At 72.6% G+C, this 18,116-nt stretch carries 18 protein-coding genes; 3 read left to right on the forward strand and 15 right to left on the reverse strand.

Annotation, left to right across the window (positions count from 1 at the left end):
- From ABEA77_RS26630 to ABEA77_RS26640, 3 genes are all read right to left on the reverse strand, one after another.
- The coding region (locus tag ABEA77_RS26630) for an ATP-binding protein (protein ID WP_425588396.1) at positions 1–2,369 on the reverse strand (2,369 nt) is incomplete at its 3' end.
- A 162-nt stretch (positions 2,370–2,531) separates the two neighbouring features.
- Positions 2,532–2,855: an STAS domain-containing protein gene (locus ABEA77_RS26635; RefSeq protein ID WP_345652705.1), complete on the reverse strand. Its 324-nt coding sequence runs from the start codon at positions 2,853–2,855 to the stop codon at positions 2,532–2,534.
- A 232-nt stretch (positions 2,856–3,087) separates the two neighbouring features.
- A complete protein-coding gene (locus tag ABEA77_RS26640; protein WP_345652708.1) occupies positions 3,088–3,936 on the reverse strand; it encodes a 3-hydroxyacyl-CoA dehydrogenase family protein in 849 nt (282 codons plus the stop codon).
- A 345-nt stretch (positions 3,937–4,281) separates the two neighbouring features.
- Here ABEA77_RS26640 and ABEA77_RS26645 point away from each other — a divergent pair, with 345 nt between their 5' ends.
- On the forward strand, positions 4,282–4,854 hold the full coding sequence (locus tag ABEA77_RS26645) for a cob(I)yrinic acid a,c-diamide adenosyltransferase (RefSeq protein WP_345652711.1): 573 nt from the start codon (positions 4,282–4,284) through the stop codon (positions 4,852–4,854).
- Between the two features lie 15 nt (positions 4,855–4,869).
- On the opposite strand, the gene ABEA77_RS26650 is transcribed toward ABEA77_RS26645, so the two are convergent.
- Positions 4,870–5,340, reverse strand: coding sequence for an SRPBCC family protein (locus ABEA77_RS26650; RefSeq protein ID WP_345652714.1), 471 nt, complete (start codon positions 5,338–5,340; stop codon positions 4,870–4,872).
- Between the two features lie 93 nt (positions 5,341–5,433).
- On the opposite strand from ABEA77_RS26650, the gene ABEA77_RS26655 reads away from it, so the two are divergent.
- Positions 5,434–6,069 carry a TetR/AcrR family transcriptional regulator gene (locus ABEA77_RS26655; RefSeq protein ID WP_345652717.1) on the forward strand — a complete coding sequence of 212 codons (636 nt, stop codon included), beginning with the start codon at positions 5,434–5,436 and terminating at the stop codon, positions 6,067–6,069.
- Between the two features lie 20 nt (positions 6,070–6,089).
- Here ABEA77_RS26655 and ABEA77_RS26660 read toward each other — a convergent pair whose 3' ends face one another.
- The 3 genes from ABEA77_RS26660 to ABEA77_RS26670 are packed head-to-tail and all read right to left on the reverse strand — an operon-like array spanning position 6,090 to position 8,775.
- Positions 6,090–7,295 (reverse strand): NAD(P)/FAD-dependent oxidoreductase, encoded by a 1,206-nt coding sequence (locus ABEA77_RS26660; protein WP_345652719.1) that lies wholly within the window; start codon positions 7,293–7,295, stop codon positions 6,090–6,092.
- Entirely contained in the window at positions 7,292–7,489 is a 198-nt protein-coding gene (locus tag ABEA77_RS26665; protein ID WP_345652722.1) for a ferredoxin, read from the reverse strand. The genes ABEA77_RS26660 and ABEA77_RS26665 overlap by 4 nt, the downstream gene beginning before the upstream one ends.
- 38 nt (positions 7,490–7,527) lie before the next feature.
- On the reverse strand, positions 7,528–8,775 hold the full coding sequence (locus tag ABEA77_RS26670) for a cytochrome P450 (protein ID WP_345652725.1): 1,248 nt from the start codon (positions 8,773–8,775) through the stop codon (positions 7,528–7,530).
- Positions 8,776–9,163: 388 nt separating this feature from the next.
- Between ABEA77_RS26670 and ABEA77_RS26675 the strand changes: the two genes are divergently transcribed.
- Positions 9,164–11,029: a glycosyl hydrolase family 18 protein gene (locus ABEA77_RS26675; RefSeq protein ID WP_345652728.1), complete on the forward strand. Its 1,866-nt coding sequence runs from the start codon at positions 9,164–9,166 to the stop codon at positions 11,027–11,029.
- Between the two features lie 121 nt (positions 11,030–11,150).
- On the opposite strand, the gene ABEA77_RS26680 is transcribed toward ABEA77_RS26675, so the two are convergent.
- From ABEA77_RS26680 to atpE, 8 genes are all read right to left on the reverse strand, one after another.
- A complete protein-coding gene (locus ABEA77_RS26680) occupies positions 11,151–11,597 on the reverse strand; it encodes a DUF2550 domain-containing protein (protein ID WP_345652731.1) in 447 nt (148 codons plus the stop codon).
- 133 nt (positions 11,598–11,730) lie between these two features.
- The gene (locus ABEA77_RS26685) at positions 11,731–12,102 is read right to left on the reverse strand and encodes a F0F1 ATP synthase subunit epsilon (protein ID WP_345652734.1); all 372 of its coding nucleotides are present in this window, start codon (positions 12,100–12,102) and stop codon (positions 11,731–11,733) included.
- Between the two features lie 140 nt (positions 12,103–12,242).
- On the reverse strand, positions 12,243–13,685 hold the full coding sequence (atpD, locus tag ABEA77_RS26690) for a F0F1 ATP synthase subunit beta (protein ID WP_345652736.1): 1,443 nt from the start codon (positions 13,683–13,685) through the stop codon (positions 12,243–12,245).
- On the reverse strand, positions 13,685–14,605 hold the full coding sequence (locus ABEA77_RS26695; RefSeq protein ID WP_345652739.1) for a F0F1 ATP synthase subunit gamma: 921 nt from the start codon (positions 14,603–14,605) through the stop codon (positions 13,685–13,687). Before ABEA77_RS26695 ends, atpD begins: the two co-directional genes overlap by 1 nt.
- 20 nt (positions 14,606–14,625) lie before the next feature.
- Positions 14,626–16,218 carry a F0F1 ATP synthase subunit alpha gene (atpA, locus tag ABEA77_RS26700; RefSeq protein ID WP_345652742.1) on the reverse strand — a complete coding sequence of 531 codons (1,593 nt, stop codon included), beginning with the start codon at positions 16,216–16,218 and terminating at the stop codon, positions 14,626–14,628.
- A gap of 172 nt (positions 16,219–16,390) precedes the next feature.
- On the reverse strand, positions 16,391–17,209 hold the full coding sequence (locus ABEA77_RS26705) for a F0F1 ATP synthase subunit delta (RefSeq protein WP_345652745.1): 819 nt from the start codon (positions 17,207–17,209) through the stop codon (positions 16,391–16,393).
- Positions 17,206–17,751 carry a F0F1 ATP synthase subunit B gene (locus ABEA77_RS26710; RefSeq protein ID WP_345652747.1) on the reverse strand — a complete coding sequence of 182 codons (546 nt, stop codon included), beginning with the start codon at positions 17,749–17,751 and terminating at the stop codon, positions 17,206–17,208. The genes ABEA77_RS26705 and ABEA77_RS26710 overlap by 4 nt, the downstream gene beginning before the upstream one ends.
- Positions 17,752–17,787: 36 nt before the next feature.
- The gene (gene atpE, locus ABEA77_RS26715) at positions 17,788–18,042 is read right to left on the reverse strand and encodes an ATP synthase F0 subunit C (RefSeq protein WP_345652749.1); all 255 of its coding nucleotides are present in this window, start codon (positions 18,040–18,042) and stop codon (positions 17,788–17,790) included.
- Positions 18,043–18,116: the final 74 nt, after the last annotated feature.

The raw sequence follows: 18,116 nt of genomic DNA on the forward strand, positions 1-18,116 counted from the left end.
CCGCCGGAGCCGCCCGAGCTCCCCGAGCCGCCACTGCCGCCCGACGACGAGCCGCCGCCGGGGTGGGGGTGGGAGGGTGTGCCGCCGTGGCCGCCGCCGCCCGTGGCGGACGGGGACGTGCCGTCGCCTGAGGCGCCCGTGCCGGTGGACGGCGCGGCGCCCGACGCGCTCGACGAGCCGGCGCCTGACGGGGAGGCGTGACGCGGTGTGTGGGAGCCCACGGGCGCCTGCGCCCCCGCGGGAGCGGAGTCGGGGGCTGCGGGCTCCTGCGGCGGCAGGCCGTCGCCGCCGCCGTCCTGGTCGCTGCGCTCGGTCGCGGTGTGGTCGGCGCCCTGCGAGCCGTCGCCCGAGCTGAGGCCCAGCCCCACCACCGTGCCCATCACGGCCGCGAGCACCGCGCCCGCGCCCGCCGCGACCATGTTGCGCTTCGCGCCGCCGAGGATGCGGCGCACCGGCGCGGGCCGCGTGGACTTCGCGATCACCACGGGTTCCTGACGCACCGTCGGGTCAGCGGGCCGGGAGGGCAGCGCCGCCACGATGGGCGAGGGCCCCGACTCGTACGCGGAGACAGCGGGGGACGCGGCGGGCGGCCCCGCGCGGCCTGCGGGGGTGACGCCGTTCTCCAGGTCCGAGACGAGTGCGAGCGCGCGGCGGCCCGCCACCGTGCCGCTGCGGTCGGCCACGACGCCGCGCATGCCGATGGACGCCTCCAGTTCGGCGCGCGCCCGGTCGAGGTTGCCCGCGCAGAGCGCGAGGATGCCCAACTCGTGGTGGAAATACGCTTCTTCGGCGACCTCGCCGGCCGTGCGCGCGGCCGACTGCCCGGCCCTGAGCGCCTTCTCCCAGGCCGTCCAGCGCAGCCCCGCGAGGAAGGCGGGTGCCGCGCTGCGCGCCAGGCGCACGGCCGTGGCGGCGTCCGCGTCATCGGACAGCAGCGGTGCCATCGACGCGAGCACCGCGTCGGCCTCGGCGGCGACGCGCTCAGGGGTCACGGAGGGGTGCCCGGTCCACCAGGCGTAGTGCTCGGCCGCCGTACGGGCGTGCCACTCGGCGTCGTCGGCGTACCCGGCGGCCTCCAGCTGGGTCACCGTGCCGGGGGCGAGGCGGTAGCGGGAGCCGACGGGGCTGAGCAGCGCACAGCTCGTCAGCTCGCCGAGCGCGGCGTCCGCGTGGGTTTCGCCGACCAGCGCGGGCAGGTGCGCCTGGTGGGGCACCTCGCCGCCGAGCGCGACCGCGAACCGCAGGGTGGCGCGCGCCGATTCGCTCAGCCGGGAGGCGAGCAGGGCTGCGGGGGCCGCGCCCTCGCCGAGGCTGGGCAGCGGGACGTCGTGGGCGCCGTCCTCGTCTGCCGTCGCGCCGAAGCCGGGGTCGAACGCGGCCTGGGCGGCCTGGCCGTGGGCCGCCGGCTTCTCGAACGCCTCGAACTCGTCGGATGACTCGGGGTCGCGGCGCAGCCGGTCGCGCTGCCGCAGCAGCGCGCCGGCCTGCACGAAGCGCAGCGGCAGCCCCTCGGACTCGAACCAGAGGTCGCCCGCCCAGTTCTTCTCGGCCTCGGCCAACGGCCGTCCCGTGGCCCGCTCCAGGAGTTCGAGTGAGGCGGGGCGGCTGAGGCCGGCGAGCAGGACGTCCGCGACGGCGGCGGCCGGCGAGGGCGCGGGCGCGTCGGGGGCGACGGCGAAGAGGAAGGCGCACTCGGGGGTCGCGGACAGCAGGTCGTCCAGCGCCTCGCCGCCGATCTCCAGGTCGTCGACGACCACCACGGCGCCCACCTCGGCGACGGCGGCGCGCAGTTCGGCCCGGCCGGGCCGGTGCCCCTGCTCGGTACGGAAGACGGCGGTGTACAGGTCCTGGAGGAGTTCGGCGGCGCCGCGCCGGTGGCCGCTGAGCCGTATCAGGCCGTCGGGGGCGAGCGTTCCGCAGCGCGCCGCGACGGCGTCGAGCAGGACCGTACGGCCCGACCCGGGGACGCCGAGCACGCGGACGGAGCGCCCGCGCCCCAGCAGGTCGACCAGTTGGTCGTGTTCGGCCTCGCGCTCAAGCAGCGGCAGCGGCACCGCGGTGGGCCCCGGAGGGGCCGAGGGGCGGCTCGCGCGCTGGAGCGCGGCGCGGTCGCGGGCGGTGCGCCGCCCTGGGCGGCCGGGGGCCCGGCCGGGCGGGCAGGGCTCGATCTCGCTGCCGTCCACGGGGTTGACGGTGATGAGGAAGTCGCCGGCCACCAGCTCGATGGTGCGCGCGGGTGTTCCCGCGGCGCCCGGGGCGTGGGCCGCGAGGGCGGGCGTGATCGTCTCGCGCCGCGGCGGCCTGCGCGCCGGCAGTCCGGCGGAACGCCGGTCCTCGTGGCGTCCGTGCTCCTCGGATCCCGCGCTCATCGGGTCCATCGGCAAATCCCCCAGATCGTGGCGTGCGGGGCCGAAACCATAGACCCCCGCACTGTATCCAGGGACAGGGGGGACGCGGGAGGCAGGTGGGGTGCCGACGTGCGGCCAATTCCGCCCGGGGCGCCCTCCGGGCGGGGACCGTGGGACCCGGGCTCAGACCCGGGGCAGGGACTCTGCCGCGAGGCCGCCCTCGATGGCGAGGATGCGGTGCAGCCTGGTGGCCACGAGCAGGCGCTGCATCTGCGGCGGCACGCTCCGCAGGACGAGCCTGCGACCGCAGCGCCCGGCGCGCCGGTGAGCGCCCATGATCACGCCGAGCCCGGTCGCGTCCCAGGAGTCCAGCTCGGCCAGGTCGAGCACGAGGTCGCCGACCCCGTCGTCCACGGCCGCGTGGAGAACCGTACGGGCGTCCGCCGCGCTGCGGACGTCGAGGCGGCCCCCGACGACCAGCTCGGTGTGGTCGCCCCTGATGTGCATATGCGCTCCCCGGTCGTCCGGTACCGCTGTGTCCTGACAGCGTCTGCGTCGTGCTTCTTGCCTGGTGCCGTACGGGCGGTGGCGCCCTGCCGGCGGTGGTGTCGTACGGGCGGCCGGTGGCCGCGTGTCCGGTGGCGGGCGGCGGACCCGCGCTGCCGCCCGGTGGGCCGGTAGGGGACCCGGCCGCTGAACGCCCGGCGGGAGGAGAGGCGGCCCCCCCGGCCCGTGGAAATCAGTGCTCGTAGAACCCCTGCCCGCTCTTGCGGCCGATGTCACCCGCGTCCACCATTCGGCGCATCAGCTCGGGCGGGGCGAACTTCTCGTCCTGCGACTCGGTGTAGATGTTCTCCGCGGCGTGCAGCAGGATGTCGACGCCCGTCAGGTCGGCGGTGGCGAGGGGGCCCATCGCGTGGCCGAAGCCGAGCTTGCAGGCGAGGTCGATGTCCTCGGCGGTGGCGACGCCCGACTCGTAGAGCTTGACCGCCTCCACCACGAGCGCGGAGATCAGCCGGGTGGTGACGAAGCCCGCCACGTCGCGGTTGACGACCACGCAGGTCTTGCCCACGGATTCGGCGAACTCCCGCGCGGCGGCGAGCGTCTCGTCGCTCGTCTTGTAGCCGCGCACCAGCTCGCACAGCTGCATCATCGGGACGGGGGAGAAGAAGTGGGTGCCGACGACCCGTTCGGGGTGCGCGGTCGACGCGGCGATCTTGGTGATGGGGATCGCCGAGGTGTTGGAGGCGAGCACGGTGCCGGGACCGGTGATCCGGTCGAGCTCGCGGAAGATCTCGTGCTTCACGTCGAGCCGTTCGAAGACGGCCTCGACGACGATGTCGGCGTCCGCGGCCGCGTCGAGGTCCGTCGTCGCGGTGATGCGGCCGAGGGCGGCCGCCGCGTCGGCCGCGTCCAGCTTGCCCTTGGCGGTGAAGCGCTCGTACGACTTCTCGATGGTGCCGGTGCCCCGGGCGAGCGCCGCGTCGGTCACGTCGCGCAGCACGACCTCCCAGCCCGCCTGGGCGGAGACCTGCGCGATGCCGGACCCCATGAGGCCGGCCCCGATGACCGCGAGCTTCCTTGCCACGGCACACCTCTCGTTTCTCTCGGCGGGCAGCCGGGCCGGTGCGCGGCGCGCGGCTTCGACGCGCCCTGGTACACGGCGCTCACCGGAGGTTAGCGGTCCCCGGCCGCCCTGGGGCGGCCAAGAGACACGCGTCACGTCTCAGATGACGGACATCACACCGAGCCGCCGCGGGGCCCCCGGATCGGGCGCCGCGGGCTGCGAACGCACGTGCGGGAGCGCCCCGCTTGTCCCCGGCCGCGGGCTGTCGCCCGGCGAACCGGCCCCCACCGTACGGGCCTTCACCGCGGCCCGCGCGACGCGCCGCGCTGACGGGCCGTCCGGACGCGCGGTCCCTACCCTGGAGGCATGGTCAATCTGACGCGCATCTACACGCGCACCGGCGACAAGGGCACCACCGCACTCGGCGACATGAGCCGCGCCCCCAAGACCGATCCGCGCATCGGCGCGTACGCCGACGCCAACGAGGCCAACGCGGCCATCGGCACGGCGATCGCGCTCGGCGGCCTCGCGGAGGACGTGGTGAAGGTGCTGACGCGGGTGCAGAACGACCTGTTCGACGTGGGCGCCGACCTCTCCACCCCGGTCGTGCCCGACCCCGGGTACCCGCCGCTGCGCGTCGAGCAGTCGTACGTCGACGCGTTGGAGGCGGACTGCGACCGCTTCCTCGAAGGTCTTGAGAAGCTGCGCAGCTTCATCCTGCCGGGCGGCACCCCGGGGGCGGCCCTGCTGCACCAGGCGTGCACGGTGGTACGCAGGGCCGAGCGCTCCACGTGGGCCGCGTTCGAGGTGCACGGCACGACCATGAACCCGCTGGCCGCCACCTATCTGAACCGCCTCTCCGACCTCCTGTTCATCCTGGCCAGGGTGGCCAACAAGGACAGGGGCGACGTGCTGTGGGTGCCGGGGGGCGAGCGCTGAGGGACCCTCACGGCATCACCGCGCCGCGTCCAGGGCGGCCCGCAGTCCTGGTAGGAACGCGGCCTGGTGCTCGCCCGAGCCGTAGGCCGCGCGCTCGGCGTCGTCGAGGGGTTCGTACGGGGCGACGGTCGTCGCCATGGCGCGCCGCACCAGGGTGGACCCGTCGCCGTTCTCCTCGAACGTGTAGGTGACGTCGAGCTGGACCGCCCGACCGCCGAACCCGACCGAGCGCACGGCGAAGGTGCGGCCGGGGTCGTGTGCGGTGACGAGCCAGTCCGCGACCAGGCGTCCGCCGCCGTCGCGGACGATCTCCTCGCGCACCATGTCCCCGGTGCGCAGGGGGCGTCCGGTGTGTGCGCCGGTCACCGCGGCGGACCTCGGGTGGAAGCGGGGCCAGTGGTCGGGGGTGGCGACGAAGGCCGCGACGGCCGCGGCCCGGTGGCGGACGGTTCCCGCCGCGGCGGCGCGGAGTGTGAGGGCAGGCACGGGGTGTTCCTCTCGTGTCGGTGGTACGGGCGCCGGCGGGCCGCGGCCGGACGCGCGGCGGCGGCCGGGGCGCGCCGGGTGGAGAATGGGGCCATGGCGCAGGACCAGGCCCCCGTGCGGCGTGCGAAGAACCCCAAGGGGTCAGGCAGTCGGCTCCGGCAGGAGATCATCGACGCCGCGGGTGAACTGCTGTCGGAACTCAGCGGCGGCAAGGGGCTCACGGTGCGCGGGCTCGCGCGGGGCGTCGGGGTGGCGCCGTCCGCGATCTACCAGCACTTCCGCGACCTCGACGACGTCGTGCAGGCGGTGGTCGACGACGACTACCGCAGGCTCGCCGCCGCCATGCGCGCGGCTGCGGCCGCCGTGCCGGAGGACGACCCGGTGGGCCGGGTCCGCGTGCTGCTGCACGCCTACTGCGACTTCGCGATGGCCAACCCGAGCCACTACCGTCTGCTGTTCGAGCACCGGCGGCTGACGCCCGACGATGTCGGCCTCTATCCGGGCGGCCCGCTCGCGGAGGTGATCGACGACGTGGTGGACGCGTTCGCCCGCTGCGCTGAGGCGGGTTCGCCGCTGGTGGCGCCGCCGGACCGGGCGGGCGTCATGGTGTTCGTCGCCGTGCACGGCCGGGTCTCGCTGTTCCACGCGACCCGGCGCGCCAAGCGGCCCGAGGACGTCCACGCCTTCGTGGACGAGACCGTCGGCGTCTTCCTGGGCCTCGCCCGCTGAGGGCGCGCGGCCGGTGCCGCTCAGGGCGAGGCGGTCGCCGGGGCCCCCGCGGCCTCCCGCCACGGGGTGGCGGCGGCGACCTGCTGTCTGAGCAGCCGCGCCTGCCGGGGCATGTTCCAGGCGAGCGCGGCGGTGACGACGCCGCCCTGTCCGTACAGCGCGGCGAACCGGTCGCCGGCCGCGTCGCCCTCGACGACGCGGAACGCGGCGCCCGGCCCCGGTACTCCGTACACCTGGACCTTCACGTCGTACTGGTCCGTCCAGAAGTACGGCACGGGCGCGAAGGGCGCGCCTGTCCCGATCAGCACGCGCGCCGCGGCCACGCCCTGCTCGGTGGCGTTCATGCGGTGCTCGACGCGCATGCGGCCGTGGCGCGGGTGGAGCCAGGAGGCGGCGTCGCCCGCAGCGACGACCCGGTCGGCGGCGCGGCAGTACGCGTCGCACTCGACGCCGTCGCCGAGAATGAGCCCGCTGCCGGTCAGCCAGTCCGTCGCGGGACGCGAGCCGATCGCGACGAGCACGGCGTCGGCGGGCAGCGTCTCGCCCGTCGAGCACTCCACACCCGTCACCCGCCCCCGCTCGCCGGCCAGTCCGCGCACCCTGGTGCCGCCGAGCAACCGCACCCCGTGCGCGCGGTGCAGTCGCGCGAGGCGCTCGCCCGGTACGGGCCCGAGCAGTCCGCCCATCGGGTGCGGCGACGGGTCGACGAGGGTCACGCGCAGGCCCGCCTCCCGTGCCACGGCGGCGGTTTCCGCGCCGAGGAAGCCCGCCCCGACCACGACGAGCGACCCGGCCGTGCGCAGGTGCTCCCGCAGCCGCAGCGCGTCGTCGAGGGTCCGCAGGTGGTGCACCCCGGCGAGCTCGGCGGCGCCCGGCAGGGTGCGGGGAGTGACGCCGGTGGCGACGACGAGGCCGTCCCAGTGGAGCACCGCACCGCCGCCGAGGGTGAGGGTGCGCGCCGCGGTGTCGAGGGCCGTGGCGCGGTGTCCGAGCAGCCAGCGGGCGTCGAGTCCGCGCAGCGCGGCGCGCGGGCGCAGGGCGAGCCTGCCCGCGTCCCAGTCCCCGCTGAGCAGCTGTTTCGACAGCGGCGGCCGGTCATAGGGCTCGGCCTGCTCGTCGCCGACGAAGGTCAGCCGTCCCGCGTACCCCTCCCGTCGCAGGGTCTCGGCGGCGGAGAGTCCCGCGGCGCCCGCGCCGACCACGACGACGTGTCCCGGCGCGGTCACCGCTCGTCCACCGTGATCGCCAGCGCGGGGCAGATGCGCGCGGCCTCCCTGGCCGACTCCTCCTGGCCGGGCGACGCCTCGTCCCGCAGCAGGACGACGACGCCGTCCTCGTCGCGCTGGTCGAAGAGTTCCGGGGCCGCCAGGACGCACTGTCCCGAGGCGACGCACCTGTCCTGCTCGACGGTGATCCTCATGAGCGTTCTCCTTGTCTCCTTGCCGGGGGTTCGCGGTGTCACCAGGTCACCGGCATGCGGTGGACGCCGTACGTGACCATGTCGTCCTTGAAGCGGAGTTCTTCCAGCGGCACGGCGAGCGCGAGGCGCGGGATCCGCCGGAAGAGGGTGCCGAAGACCGTCTGGAGTTCGGCGCGGGCGAGCACCTGGCCGAGGCACTGGTGGACCCCGTAGCCGAAGGTGACGTGGTGGCGGGCGCCGCGGTGGATGTCGAGCGTGTCCGGGTCCGCGAAGACGGCGGGGTCCCGGTTGGCGATGTCGCCCGCGACCACGATCCCTTCGCCCTTGCGGATGAGCTGTCCGCCCAGCTCGATGTCGGCGGTGGCGACGCGGCGCCTTCCCGACTGCACCACCGTGGTGATCCGCAGCAGCTCCTCCACCGCGCCCGCGACGAGCGCGGGGTCGGTGGCCTCGCGCAACTCAGCGGCCTGGGCGGGGTGCCCGAGCAGGTGGAGGGTGCCGAGCGCGATGGTGGCCGCGGTGGTCTCGTGCCCGGCGATGAGCAGGACGCGCGCCAGGTTGGCGAGTTCGGCCTCGGTCATGGCGCCGGCGGCAGGCTGCCCGGCCGCAAGGGAGCTCAGCAGGTCGTCCCGCGGGTCCTCCTTCTTCGCGCGCACCAGCCGGGCCAGGTATTCCGACATGGCACGGCTCGCGGCGGTGGACCTCGCGGGGCCTGCGGCGGGGTCGAACATCGTGGCAGTCCAGCCCTCGAACAGGGCGCGGTCACCGAAGGGGACGCCGAGCAGCTCGCAGATGATGCCGAGCGGCACGGCCAGTGCGAAGCCGTGTACGAAGTCGGCGGGCATGGGGCCCGCGAGCAGGTCGTCGACGCGCTCGTCGACGACCCGCTGGATGACCGGGCGCAGCGCCTCGACCTTCCTGACCGTGAACTGTCCCGACACCCGCCGCCGCACGGCGGCGTGTTCGGGGTCGTCCCTGTTGAGCATGCTCCGCTCGGCATGGCGCACGGCCGCGAGCCCTGCGTTCACCTGCGGGTATCCGTTGATCCTGGGGTCGACGCTGGTGCGCGGGTCGGAGAGGACCGCCCGCACGTCGTCGTAGCGGGTGACGACCCAGGCGCTGCTGCCGTCCCAGAGCCGGATCCGGGCGACCGGCGCGGTGCGCAGGCGCTCCGCGAGTCCCCGCGGCGGCGCCAGCGGGCACCGCCGGGGCAGCGGCCAGACCTCCTCCCCCTGCGCCGCTTCCGCGCTCTCCTCCCGCACTGCGTCCTTCATCGCGTCCTTCATCGCCTGGCCTCCGTCCGCATCACTGAACGATTGTTCTGTAACCAACCGTACGCGCCTCCCCGCCCGCCGTCATCGCCGCGACGGCGCCATACGACATGAGCTGGGTCACTTCTGCGACGACGGGAGGTCAACTCAACCCGAAATGAAGGGACATGCATGCACACGACCACGACGAACGGCGCACGGCGGCGCGGCGGGCGCACCGATGGCCCGCGCCACCGGAGGGTGCCTGTGCGCCTCCGCGGCCCCGACTTTGGTCTGGACCTATTGACGAGTGGTCCAGACCTCCTTACTCTCACCGGACACACGCCGCGGCCTCGCCCGGCGTGCCCGCAGTGCACGGACCCACCCCGAACTGTCCGGTACGCATTCCTAGGAGCACCCCTTGATGCTTCTCCGTTCCCCTTCCTCCTCCCCCGCCCGGCTGAGATCGAGGACCGCCGCCGCGCTCACCGCGCTGCTGCTCCCGCTCGCCGCCCTGGTGGGGCTCGCAACCCCGGCCCACGCGGCCACCACCGCCACCGCGACCTTCACCAAGACCCAGGACTGGGGCACCGGCTTCGGCGGCCAGTGGACGGTCAAGAACACCGGCACCACCGCCCTGTCCTCGTGGACCGTCGAGTGGGACTTCCCCTCGGGCACCTCGGTCTCCTCCGCCTGGGACGCCGACGTCACCAACGCGGGCAACCACTGGACCGCGAAGAACAAGAGCTACAACGGCACACTCGCGCCGGGCGCGTCCCTCAGCTTCGGCTTCAACGGGAACGGCTCCGGCTCCCCCACCGGCTGCAAGCTCAACGGCGCCTCGTGCGACGGAGGTCCGTCCACCCCGGGCGACAACCCGCCCTCCGCGCCCGGAACTCCGGCCGCCTCCGGTGTCACCGACACGTCGGTGAAGCTCAGTTGGACGGCGGCCACCGATGACAAGGGCGTCAAGAACTACGACGTCCTGCGCAACGGCGCCGTCGTCGCCACCGTCACCGGCACCTCGTACACCGACAGCGGGCTGAGCGCGGGCACCGACTACTCCTACACGGTCCAGGCGCGCGACACCGCGAACCAGACGGGCCCGGTCAGCGGCTCCACCGCCGTGCACACCACAGGCGGCGGCTCCAGCGACCCCGGCACGCCCGGCGCCTCGGGCAAGGTCAAGCTCGGCTACCTGACGGAGTGGGGCACCTACGACCGCAACTACCAGGTCAAGAACCTGGTGACCTCGGGCTCCGCCGCGAAGATCAACACCATCAACTACGCGTTCGGCAACGTCACCGGCGGCAAGTGCGCCATCGGCGACGCGTACGCCGACTACCAGAAGACGTTCACCGCCGACACCAGCGTCGACGGCACGGCCGACACCTGGGACCAGCCGGTCGCGGGCAACATCAACCAGCTGCGCGAACTCAAGAAGAAGTACCCGAACATCAAGATCCTCTGGTCGTTCGGCGGCTGGACCTGGTCCGGCGGCTTCGGCCAGGCCGCACAGAACCCCGCGGCCTTCGCGCAGTCCTGCTACGACCTGGTCAAGGACCCCCGGTGGGCCGACGTGTTCGACGGCATCGACATCGACTGGGAGTACCCCAACGCCTGCGGCCTGTCCTGCGACACCAGCGGGCCCGCCGCGCTGAAGAACCTGACGCAGGCGCTGCGCGCCAAGTTCGGCTCCGGCGCGCTGGTCACGGCGGCCACCACCGCCGACGCGTCCCCGGACGGCAAGATCACCAAGACCGACTACGCGGGTGCCGCGCAGTACCTCGACTGGTACAACGTGATGACGTACGACTTCTTCGGCGGCTTCAGCCCGCAGGGCCCGACGGCCCCGCACTCGCCGCTCACGTCGTACAGCGGCATCCCGACCCCCGGCTTCGACTCGGCCGACGCCATCGCCGCCTTCAAGGCGCAGGGCGTCCCCGCGAACAAGCTGCTGCTGGGCATCGGCTTCTACGGCCGGGGCTGGACGGGCGTCACCCAGGACGCGCCGGGCGGCACCGCCACGGGGCCGGCCGCCGGCACGTACGAGCAGGGCATCGAGGACTACAAGGTCCTCAAGAACACCTGCCCGGCCACCGGCACGGTCGCCGGAACCGCATACGCCCACTGCGGCACCAACTGGTGGAGCTACGACACTCCCGCCACCATCGGCTCCAAGATGGCGTGGGCGAAGCAGCAGGGCCTTGGAGGCGCGTTCTTCTGGGAGTTCAGCGGCGACACCGCAAACGGTGAGCTGGTGACGGCGCTCTCCAACGGCATCGGCTGACGGACCGCGGCACCCGCGCACGAAGGGGCGGCACCCACCGGGTGCCGCCCCTGTCGCCGCCCCGACCGGCCCTCAGGCCACGTTCGCCCTCCCCCACACTCCGTCCGGGGGAGGAGGCCGATCAGGCCACGTTCACCCGTTGGCCGGGGGGGGCCGCTTCGAGCCAGGCCAGGAAGCCGGTGAGGGCGTCGTCGCTCATCGCGAGTTCGAGCCGGACGCCGCGGTGCACACAGGCGAGCACCACCGCGTCGGAGAGCAGCGCCAACTCCTCCTCGCCCTCGGGGGCGCGCCGGGTGACCACCTCGATCGCGGAGCGGTCCAGCGAGCGGCGCGGGCGGGGCGCGTAGGAGAAGACCCGGAACCAGTTGACGCGGTCGCCGTTGTAGCGGGCGACCCCGTAGACCCACCCCTTGCCCGAGGGGTCGGGGTGCTCGGGGAGGTTCCAGCGGACGCTGCAGTCGAAGGTACCGCCCGAGCGCTGGATCAGCCGCCTGCGCAGGCCGAACACGAACAGCCCCAACGCGCCAAGGACGACGACCAGTGCCACGACAAGCAGAGCGAGGGCCATCCGTACCGACCTCCTCGCCTCAACCGGTCACGCACTGAACTGCTCGTCCGTCCACCCGCACCGCCTCAGCCGCGGCCCGTCCCGGAGATGTCCGGAACGGGCCGCGGCTGAGGGGTACGGCAACAGCGCGGCGTTACTTCGCCGCCACCGCGCGCATCCGGACGTCGGCGCGCCGCTGGGCGGCGTCGTCGTCCTCCGACTTCGCGCGGGCCAGCGCGCGCTCGGCGCGCTGGGGGTCGATCTCGTCCGCCAGCTCGGCGACCTCGGCGAGCAGCGAAAGCTTGTTGTCGGCGAACGACAGGAACCCGCCGTGCACCGCGGCGACGACCGTGCCGCCGTCACTCGTACGAATGGTCACCGGGCCCGACTCCAGCACACCGAGGACCGGCTGGTGGCCGGCCATGATGCCGATGTCGCCGGAGCTGGTGCGGGCGACGACCAGGTGGGCCTCGCCGGACCACACGTTGCGGTCGGCCGCGACCAGCTCGACGTGCAGATCAGCCAAGGGTGGCTCCTCGGGTCAGCACCCGGCGGTTCTCCGGGTGTCGCTGTCAATTCTATGGGGTGCTCGGGAGAGCGCGGGGAGCGGGGCGGCCGAGTCGCTGCCGGCCGCCCCGCCACCGCGGGCTCCCGGGGCCCGGAGCGTCAGGAGACGCCGAGCTCCTTCGCGTTCTTCTTCAGGTCCTCGATGCCACCGCACATGAAGAACGCCTGCTCGGGGAAGTGGTCGTACTCGCCGTCGCAGATCGCGTTGAACGCCGCGATCGACTCGTCGAGGGACACGTCCGAACCGTCGACGCCGGTGAACTGCTTGGCGACGTGCGTGTTCTGCGACAGGAAGCGCTCCACGCGGCGGGCCCGGTAGACCGTGAGCTTGTCGTCCTCGCCCAGCTCGTCCATGCCGAGGATGGCGATGATGTCCTGGAGGTCCTTGTACTTCTGCAGGATCGCCTTGACGCGGCTCGCCGTGTCGTAGTGCTCCTGCGAGATGTAGCGCGGGTCCAGGATCCGGGACGTGGAGTCCAGCGGGTCCACGGCCGGGTAGATGCCCTTCTCCGAGATCGGCCGGGAGAGCGTCGTCGTCGCGTCGAGGTGCGCGAAGGTCGTCGCGGGGGCCGGGTCGGTGAGGTCGTCCGCGGGGACGTAGATCGCCTGCATCGAGGTGATCGAGTGACCGCGGGTCGAGGTGATGCGCTCCTGGAGCTGGCCCATCTCGTCCGCGAGGTTCGGCTGGTAGCCCACCGCGGAGGGCATACGGCCGAGGAGGGTCGACACCTCGGAACCGGCCTGCGTGAACCGGAAGATGTTGTCGATGAAGAACAGCACGTCCTGGCTCTGCACATCGCGGAAGTACTCCGCCATGGTCAGACCGGCCAGGGCGACGCGCAGACGCGTGCCCGGCGGCTCGTCCATCTGCCCGAAGACCAGCGCGGTCTTGTCGATGACGCCGGACTCGGTCATCTCCTCGATGAGGTCGTTGCCCTCACGGGTGCGCTCGCCGACGCCCGCGAACACCGACACACCGTCGTGGTTGTTGGCGACGCGGTAGATCATCTCCTGGATGAGCACCGTCTTGCCCACGCCGGCGCCGCCGAACAGACCGATCTTGCCGCCCTTGACGTACGGGGTCAGCAGGTCGATGACCTTGATGCCGGTCTCGAACATCTCGGTCTTCGACTCAAGCTGGTCGAAGTTGGGCGCCTTGCGGTGGATCGACCAGCGCTCGGTGATCTCCGACTCGGCGCTCGGGTCGTTCAGCACCTCGCCCAGGGTGTTGAACACGCGGCCCTTGGTGACGTCGCCGACCGGCACCGTGATGCCCTCGCCGGTGTCGGTCACCGGGGCCTGGCGGACCAGGCCGTCGGTGGGCTGCATGGAGATCGCGCGGACCACGCCGTCACCCAGGTGCTGGGCGACCTCAAGGGTCAGCGTCTTGCGCTTGCCCGCCTCGGCCGGGTCGGCGACCTCGACCTTGAGGGCGTTGTAGATCTCCGGCATCGCGTCGACGGGGAACTCCACGTCGACGACCGGGCCGATGACCCGGGCGACGCGGCCCGTGGTGGTCGGCGCCTCAGCAGTGGTCGTCATTACTTTTCACTCCCCGCGTTCGCGTCGGCCAGGGCACTGGAGCCACCGACGATCTCGCTGATTTCCTGGGTGATTTCGGCCTGTCGGGCCGCGTTGGCAAGCCGTCCGAGCGTCTTGATCAGCTCGCCGGCGTTGTCGGTCGCCGCCTTCATCGCGCGGCGCGTGGCCGCGTGCTTGGAGGCCGCGGCCTGGAGGAGCGCGTTGTAGATGCGGCTCTCCACATAGCGCGGCAGCAGGGCGTCGAGGACACCCTCGGCCGACGGCTCGAACTCGAACAGCGGCAGCGCCTCGGGCTTGCCGACCGCCTCGGCCGACGGGTCCTCGTCGAGCCGCAGCGGCAGCAGCCGGTTGGCGACCGGGGTCTGCGTCAGCATGGACTCGAACTCGGTGAAGACGATGTGGAGTTCGTCTACACCTCCCTCGGCGGTGTCCCGCTGGACCGCCGCGATCAGCGGGGCCGCGACCGTCTTCGCGTCCTGGTATGTGGGGTTGTCGGTGAACCCGCCCCACGACTGTGCGACGGCGCGCTCACGGAACGCGTAGTACGCGACACCCTTGCGGCCGACGACGTAGGTGTCGACCTCCTTGCCCTCGCCGCGCAGGCGCTCGGTCAGCCGCTCCGCCGCCTTGATGACGTTGGCGGAGTAGCCGCCCGCGAGGCCCCGGTCGCTGGTGACGAGCAGCAGCGCGGCACGGGTCGGCGACGCCGCCTCCGTCGTCAGCGGGTGCTTGGTGTTCGACCCCGTGGCGACCGCCGTGACGGCGCGCGTCAGCTCCGTCGCGTACGGCGTGGAGGCCGCCACCTGGCGCTGAGCCTTGATGATCCGCGAGGCCGCGATCATCTCCATCGCCTTGGTGATCTTCTTGGTCGCGGTGACGGATTTGATGCGACGCTTGTAGACCCGGAGCTGCGCTCCCATGAGTCAGGTCCCTTCCGTCGTCACTTGGCCGCGTCGGCCGGGGCGTCGTCGCCGAGCAGCTTGCCGTCCGAGGTCTCGAACTGGCGCTTGAAGCTGTCGACGGCGTCACCGATGGCGGTGATGGTGTCGTCGGACATCTTCCCGCCCTCGACGATGCTGGTCAGCAGCTCCTTGCGCTCGCGGCGCAGGTGCTCGTGCAGCTCCGCCTCGAAGCGGCGGATGTCCTCGACCGGGATGTCGTCCAGCTTGCCCGCGCCGCCGGCCCAGATGGAGACGACCTGCTCCTCGACCGGCATCGGCCGGTACTGCGCCTGCTTCAGCAACTCGACCATGCGCCTGCCGCGCTCCATCTGCTGCTTGGAGGCCGCGTCCAGGTCGGAGCCGAAGGACGCGAACGCCTCAAGCTCGCGGAACTGGGCGAGGTCGACGCGGAGCCGGCCCGAGACCTGCTTCATCGCCTTGTGCTGGGCGGAGCCGCCGACGCGGGAGACCGAGATGCCGACGTTCAGCGCGGGCCGCTGGCCGGCGTTGAACAGGTCGGACTCCAGGAAGCACTGGCCGTCGGTGATGGAGATGACGTTGGTCGGGATGAACGCCGAGACGTCGTTGGCCTTCGTCTCGACGATCGGCAGACCGGTCATCGAGCCCGCGCCCATGTCGTCGGAGAGCTTCGCGCAGCGCTCCAGCAGGCGGGAGTGCAGGTAGAAGACGTCGCCGGGGTACGCCTCACGGCCCGGCGGACGGCGCAGCAGCAGGGACACGGCGCGGTAGGCGTCGGCCTGCTTCGAGAGGTCGTCGAAGATGATCAGGACGTGCTTGCCCTGGTACATCCAGTGCTGGCCGATGGCCGAGCCGGTGTACGGGGCGAGGTACTTGAAGCCGGCCGGGTCGGACGCGGGGGCCGCGACGATCGTCGTGTACTCCAGGGCGCCGGACTCCTCCAGGGCACCGCGCACGGACGCGATGGTGGAGCCCTTCTGGCCGACGGCGACGTAGATGCAGCGGACCTGCTTGTTCACGTCGCCCGAGCGCCAGTTGTCGCGCTGGTTGATGATCGTGTCGACGGCGAGGGCCGTCTTGCCGGTGCCGCGGTCGCCGATGATCAGCTGGCGCTGGCCGCGGCCGATCGGGACCATCGCGTCGACGGCCTTGTAGCCGGTCTGCATCGGCTCGTGCACCGACTTGCGGATCATGACGCCGGGAGCCTGGAGCTCCAGGGCGCGCCGGCCCTCGGTCTCGATCTCGCCGAGGCCGTCGATCGGGTTGCCGAGCGGGTCGACGACGCGACCCAGGTAGCCGTCGCCGACCGCCACGGAGAGGACCTCTCCGGTACGGGTGACGGGCTGGCCCTCCTCGATGCCCTCGAACTCGCCGAGGACGATCGCGCCGATCTCCCGCTCCTCGAGGTTGAGGGCGAGGCCGAGGGTGCCGTCCTCGAACTTCAGCAGCTCGTTCGCCATGGCGGAGGGCAGTCCCTCCACCCGGGCGATGCCGTCGCCGGCCACGCTGACCGTACCGACCTCCTCGCGCGAGGCCGCGTCCGGCTGGTACGACTGGACAAAGTTCTCCAGCGCGTCCCGGATCTCCTCCGGCCGGATCGTGAGCTCCGCCATCTGGGTTCCCTGCTCTCCTTGTTGGGCCCGAAGTTTCTTTGGGGTCTGGGGGCGACCCCCAGGAATCTTCTGCAAGTTGCTGCACGGCCCAACCGGGCCGCCGTCCTGCCGTTGTCCTGCCGTACCGCTGCGTACCGCGGTGTTGTTCTGCTGCGTCGCCGACCGGTGCCGGTCAGCGACCGCCGAGCTGCCGGTTCGCCTCGTCGAGGCGCTCCTGGATCGTGCCGTCGATGACCTCGTCACCGATGCGGACCGAGATCCCGCCGAGGACCGCGGGGTCCACGTCGAGGTTCAGGTGCATCTGCCGGCCGTAGATCCTGGCCAGCGCGGTGCCGAGCCGCTCCTGCTGGGCGTCCGTGAGCGGGACCGCCGAGGTGACCACGGCGACCATCCGGTCACGGCGCGCTGCCGCGAGCGCCGACAGCGACCTGAGCCCGTCTTCCAGGCTACGGCCACGGGGCTGCGTGACGAGCCGGATGACGAGGCGCTCGGTGACGGCCTCGGCGCGGCCGCCGAGCAGCCGCCCCAGGAGGGTGGCCTTGGCGGAGGCCGGTGCCGCCCTGTCGGTGAGCGCGGCCCGCAGGCCGGCGTCGGACTCGACGATGCGGCCGAAGCGGAACAGCTCGTCCTCGACGCTGTCGAGGCGGCCGGCGCCCCGGGCCGCGGTGAGGTCCGCGGTCGCGGTGAGCTCCTCAAGGGCGTCGACCAGGTCGCGCGACTGCGACCAGCGCGACCTGACCATGCCGGAGACGAGGTCCACGGCGGCCCCCTGGACCTGCCCGTTCAGCAGGCGTCCCACGAGGTCGGCCTTGGCCTCCTCGCCCTGGACCGGGTCGGTCAGGACGCGTCGCAGCGAGACCTCGCGGTCGAGCAGCGACGTGACGGAGGCCAGGTCCTCGGCGAGGGCCGCCGGGTCGACCGACGCGCTGTCGGTCAGCGCGTCGAGGCGTTCGCGCGCGGCGGACAGCGCTTCACGGCTCGCGCCGTTCATCGCGTGGCCTCCGCGTTCGCGGCGTTGTTCTCCAGCTGGTCCAGGAACCGGTCGATGGTGCGGCTCTGCCGTGCGTGGTCCTCAAGGGACTCGCCGACGAGCTTGCCGGCCAGCTCGGTGGCGAGCTTGCCCACGTCCTGGCGCAGCGCGACCGCGGCGGCCTTGCGGTCGGCCTCGATCTGGGTGTGGCCGGCGGCGATGATCTCCTCGCGCTGCCGCTGGCCCTCTTCCCGCATCTGCTGGATGATCGTGGCACCCTGCTCGGTCGCCTCCTGGCGGAGACGCGCGGCCTCGTGCCTGGCCTCGGCGAGCTGTGCCTTGTACTGCTCAAGGGTCTGGTTGGCCTCGGCCTGCGCCTCGGCCGCACGCTCCAGGCCGCCCTCGATCGCGTCGTGCCGCTCCTCCAGCGTCTTCTGGATGTTCGGCAGCAGCTTCTTGCCGAGGAATCCGAAGACGATGAGGAAGCAGAGGATGCCGACGACGAGTTCCGTCGTGTCCGGGATAAGAGGGTTCTGAGCACCCTCGGCGGCCAGGAACATCATGGCTGAACCTTGATCCTTTCCTCTGGTTGGCCCTGGTTACTTGGCCGAGAAGATGAAGGGGGCGACCAGACCCAGCAGCGCCAGAACCTCACAGAGGGCGAAGCCGAGGAACATGTTGGTGCGGATGACCGGCATGGCCTCGGGCTGGCGGGCCATGGCCTCGATGGAGTGGCCGAAGACGACACCGATACCGACGCCGGGGCCGATGGCGGCGAGACCGTACGCGACGGCGCCCAGGTTGCCCTGGATCGAGAGGTTGGTGGCGGCGAGGTTGACAAGCTCGGCAGACATCTTCCTGTCTTCCTTGTGTGATGCGGTCCGCTGGGGGGCTTCCCAGCGGAAGTCGGATGGTGAGGCGTGGCAGA

Origin of the sequence: Streptomyces tremellae (assembly GCF_039540215.1) — a bacterium.
In the GTDB taxonomy this organism is placed as follows: Bacteria; Actinomycetota; Actinomycetes; order Streptomycetales; family Streptomycetaceae; genus Streptomyces; species Streptomyces tremellae.

Excerpts from the sequence above, each read along its gene's own strand:
- ABEA77_RS26665 (WP_345652722.1), bottom strand. The coding sequence starts at position 7,489 with ATGAGGATCACCGTCGAGCAGGACAGGTGCGTCGCCTCGGGACAGTGC.
- ABEA77_RS26695 (WP_345652739.1), bottom strand. The coding sequence starts at position 14,605 with ATGGGAGCGCAGCTCCGGGTCTACAAGCGTCGCATCAAATCCGTCACC.
- ABEA77_RS26645 (WP_345652711.1), top strand. The coding sequence starts at position 4,282 with ATGGTCAATCTGACGCGCATCTACACGCGCACCGGCGACAAGGGCACC.
- ABEA77_RS26710 (WP_345652747.1), bottom strand. The coding sequence starts at position 17,751 with ATGATGTTCCTGGCCGCCGAGGGTGCTCAGAACCCTCTTATCCCGGAC.
- atpA (WP_345652742.1), bottom strand. The coding sequence starts at position 16,218 with ATGGCGGAGCTCACGATCCGGCCGGAGGAGATCCGGGACGCGCTGGAG.
- ABEA77_RS26635 (WP_345652705.1), bottom strand. The coding sequence starts at position 2,855 with ATGCACATCAGGGGCGACCACACCGAGCTGGTCGTCGGGGGCCGCCTC.
- ABEA77_RS26670 (WP_345652725.1), bottom strand. The coding sequence starts at position 8,775 with ATGAAGGACGCGATGAAGGACGCAGTGCGGGAGGAGAGCGCGGAAGCG.
- ABEA77_RS26655 (WP_345652717.1), top strand. The coding sequence starts at position 5,434 with ATGGCGCAGGACCAGGCCCCCGTGCGGCGTGCGAAGAACCCCAAGGGG.
- ABEA77_RS26680 (WP_345652731.1), bottom strand. The coding sequence starts at position 11,597 with ATGGCCCTCGCTCTGCTTGTCGTGGCACTGGTCGTCGTCCTTGGCGCG.
- ABEA77_RS26675 (WP_345652728.1), top strand. The coding sequence starts at position 9,164 with ATGCTTCTCCGTTCCCCTTCCTCCTCCCCCGCCCGGCTGAGATCGAGG.
- atpD (WP_345652736.1), bottom strand. The coding sequence starts at position 13,685 with ATGACGACCACTGCTGAGGCGCCGACCACCACGGGCCGCGTCGCCCGG.
- ABEA77_RS26705 (WP_345652745.1), bottom strand. The coding sequence starts at position 17,209 with ATGAACGGCGCGAGCCGTGAAGCGCTGTCCGCCGCGCGCGAACGCCTC.
- atpE (WP_345652749.1), bottom strand. The coding sequence starts at position 18,042 with ATGTCTGCCGAGCTTGTCAACCTCGCCGCCACCAACCTCTCGATCCAG.